Raw genomic sequence first — 2,698 nt, 5'->3', positions numbered from 1 at the left:
CCGCGATGGAGCTTGAAGCTGAAGCGGTCGAGCGCCTTCACGCCGTCGAACTCACGGGTGAGATCGATGGCTTCGAGGATGACTTCGCGGGTGTCGGGGGCGGCGGGCATTAAGGTGTTAGTTCGCAGGGAGTGAGCAAATTGTCATGCTGGAAAAGATGAAACCTTGAGAGCGGGATCAGTCTTGGAGGCGGTGGTGCCAGTAGTCCGGTTTTCTTTTTTCATGCATGACTGCGAAGATTCGAATCATGTCCATCTGTTCCTCGTGTGTGTAATACAACCGATATGGGAACATTTTGAGTCGGAAGACGTGGAGACCATGGTCCAGATTTTGATATCGATCAGGGTCGAGCATGATCTGCTCGATCGATTCCCGCACTGCCTTAACGAACCTGTCGCCAGCAAAGATGCTGCGGTCTTCATACCAGTGGACAGCCTCGTGGAATTCCCTGCGGGCGTCGGGATGAAAATCAAACGTCATGCTGAGCGGCGCTCGGCGAGAGACTGCCTGATCTCACGGAAAACTTGCTCGCCAGGAATGGTGCTGACCTGTCCACGGCGGACTTCATCGATGCGGCGCCGGACTTCGTTAATTTGCTCCGCTTCCAGATCAGGAGTGATCTGGAGGGTGGGAATCAAGCTTTCCACCAGTTGAAGCCTGCTGTCTTCAGGCAAAGCCAGCGCCTCTGCGAGCACAGTGTCCAAAGTGGCAATCATGCGGCGAGGGTAGTTCCGACTGACGAAAAAACAAGGTTGCTGTTAGAGGTAGTCTTCGATGGGCAGTTTGCCGTTCGACGCGCAGATGAACATGGTGCCGGGCTTGGTGGTGCTGGGCTTGAGGGTGACTTTGCCGCCGCCCATTTCGACCATGAGCTGGCCGGCGGCGATGTCCCAGAGGCTGATTTGTTCTTCGACGTAGGCATCGAGACGACCGGTGGCGATGTAGGCCATGGCGAGGGCGGCGCTGCCGAGCATGCGGGTTTTGCGGACTTCGTAGGCGATGCGCTTGTAGCGCTCGAAGCCGAGATCGAGGGCTTCCTTGCTCTTCGAGAAGCCGACGGTGACGACGGCTTCGGCCATTTCGCCGCGGTTGCTGACCTCGATGGTTTTTCCGTTGAGCTTAGTTTTTTCGCCGCGGATGACGGTCCAGGTTTCGTTTTGCGTGGGGTCGAAGATGACGCCGATGAGGAGCTCTTTGGATTCGCGTTTGCGGGCGGCGATGGAGACGCAGAAGTGGGGGATGCCGAAGAAGTAATTTACAGTGCCGTCGATGGGATCGACGATCCATTCGACATCGCCGTTGCCGCCGGTTTCGCCGCCTTCTTCGCCGAGGATGGCGTGATCGGGGAAGCGGGCGAGGATCATGTCGGTGATGAGCTGCTGGCTCTGGACATCGAGCTCGAGCTTGATGTCGTGGCGCTGCATTTCGTTGACCGTGAGTTCGGAGCCGAAGTTTTCTTTGATGAGTTTGCCGGCGGCGTGGGCGGCTTCGGTGGCGGTGGCGAGGAGTTCGTTCACTGGATGCTTGATGCTGGGGGCTTGATGCTGGATGAAATGAACTGGATCAATTCACGAGCGAGGGAGGTTTTGGACTGCCTGGGGAGGGGCATCGTTTGACCGCCGGGGAGGCAGAGGGTGACTTCGTTTTCCAGACTGTCAAACCCGATGCCCGATTGAGATACGTCGTTTGCGATGATGAGGTCGCAGCCTTTGCGGAGGAGCTTGTCCTGGGCGTGGGCGATGAGGTTCTCGGTTTCTGCGGCGAAGCCGACGAGGAAGCCGTGGAAGGCGAACTGGGAGCGGACGGAGCCGAGGATGTCCTCGGTGCGTTCGAGCTGGAGCGTGAGGGTGTCGGCGGTCTTTTTGATTTTTTGCGCGACGACCTGGGCTGGGCGGTAGTCGGCGACGGCGGCGCTGAAGATGGCGGCATCGCAGCCGGGAAGGTGGGTGCGGACGGCGTCGAACATTTCGCGGGCGGTTTCGACGTGGATGAGTTGAACGCCAGATGGGGCGGGGAGGGTGACGGGGCCGGAGATGAGGAGAACTTCATGGCCGGCGGCGTGGGCGGCTTCGGCGAGGGCGTAGCCCATGCGGCCGGAGGAGCGGTTGGAGAGGAAGCGCACGGGGTCGATGGGCTCGCGCGTGGGGCCGGCGGTGATGAGGAGGCGCATGGGGCGGGGACCTTTAGGGAAGCACTGATTTTACACTGCAGAGTTTGGAACGCCGCAGAGATTTGATGAGGAAAGAGTTTCTTTCAGGGCTTGTGCGTGAAGCCACGGACGAGGGGTGTAAGGCTCTGTGTGAAGGACAGAAAGGGACTGAAAGGACGGCGGAGTTCGTGATGGGCCGATGGTTTGCGTCTATCCTGACTGAACGAAGGCGGGACGCCTCGATCCGTTGACAGGCCGGAGGCCTATCCTCCGGGTGCGGGGCGCTTCGATCCGACTGGCAGACCGGAGGGCTATCCTCCGGGGACGGTGAGGGGCTTGCCGTTGTCTTTGGGGCTGAGTTTGATGAAGTAGGGGACGGCGCGGCGGGCCCAGGCTTCGGCGTCGGGGAAATCGCCGGCGCTTGAGCCGAAGGTGCTGCGGAGCATGTCGGTGTCGATGATGCCGGGATTCATGGGGATGACGGCGACTTTGCCGCCGGTGTCCTGGGCGGTGGCCATGGAGAGGCCTTCGATGGCGTACTTGGTGGCG

The 2,698-nt window shown here is 60.0% G+C and carries 4 protein-coding genes and 1 pseudogene; all 5 read right to left on the bottom strand.

The genetic code is table 11. The features are described 5' to 3' along the window. Positions 1-177 precede the first annotated feature (177 nt). The gene (locus ACIREA_RS30175; RefSeq protein WP_397386024.1) at positions 178-480 is read right to left on the bottom strand and encodes a type II toxin-antitoxin system RelE/ParE family toxin; all 303 of its coding nucleotides are present in this window, start codon (positions 478-480) and stop codon (positions 178-180) included. Continuing rightward, the gene (locus ACIREA_RS30170) at positions 477-716 is read right to left on the bottom strand and encodes an addiction module protein (protein ID WP_397386023.1); all 240 of its coding nucleotides are present in this window, start codon (positions 714-716) and stop codon (positions 477-479) included. The genes ACIREA_RS30175 and ACIREA_RS30170 overlap by 4 nt, the downstream gene beginning before the upstream one ends. Positions 717-758: 42 nt before the next feature. Then, positions 759-1,517 carry an inositol monophosphatase family protein gene (locus tag ACIREA_RS30165; protein WP_397386022.1) on the bottom strand — a complete coding sequence of 253 codons (759 nt, stop codon included), beginning with the start codon at positions 1,515-1,517 and terminating at the stop codon, positions 759-761. Further along, positions 1,514-2,170, bottom strand: a complete 657-nt coding sequence (locus ACIREA_RS30160) for a phosphopantothenoylcysteine decarboxylase (protein ID WP_397386021.1) — start codon at positions 2,168-2,170, stop codon at positions 1,514-1,516. The genes ACIREA_RS30165 and ACIREA_RS30160 overlap by 4 nt, the downstream gene beginning before the upstream one ends. Positions 2,171-2,460: 290 nt before the next feature. Then, positions 2,461-2,698 (bottom strand): annotated as a pseudogene (locus ACIREA_RS30155) (oxidoreductase); the annotation flags it as partial.

This window comes from Prosthecobacter sp. (genome assembly GCF_044373815.1).
Classification (GTDB): domain Bacteria; phylum Verrucomicrobiota; class Verrucomicrobiia; order Verrucomicrobiales; family Verrucomicrobiaceae; genus Prosthecobacter.
Note: the sequence above shows the minus strand (reverse complement) of the source record. Positions and strands in the feature narration are given on the sequence as shown.

Bases quoted from the DNA above. Each gene is read 5' to 3' on its own strand.
- ACIREA_RS30170 (WP_397386023.1), bottom strand. From the start codon at position 716: ATGATTGCCACTTTGGACACTGTGCTCGCAGAGGCGCTGGCTTTGCCT.
- ACIREA_RS30160 (WP_397386021.1), bottom strand. From the start codon at position 2,170: ATGCGCCTCCTCATCACCGCCGGCCCCACGCGCGAGCCCATCGACCCC.
- ACIREA_RS30175 (WP_397386024.1), bottom strand. From the start codon at position 480: ATGACGTTTGATTTTCATCCCGACGCCCGCAGGGAATTCCACGAGGCT.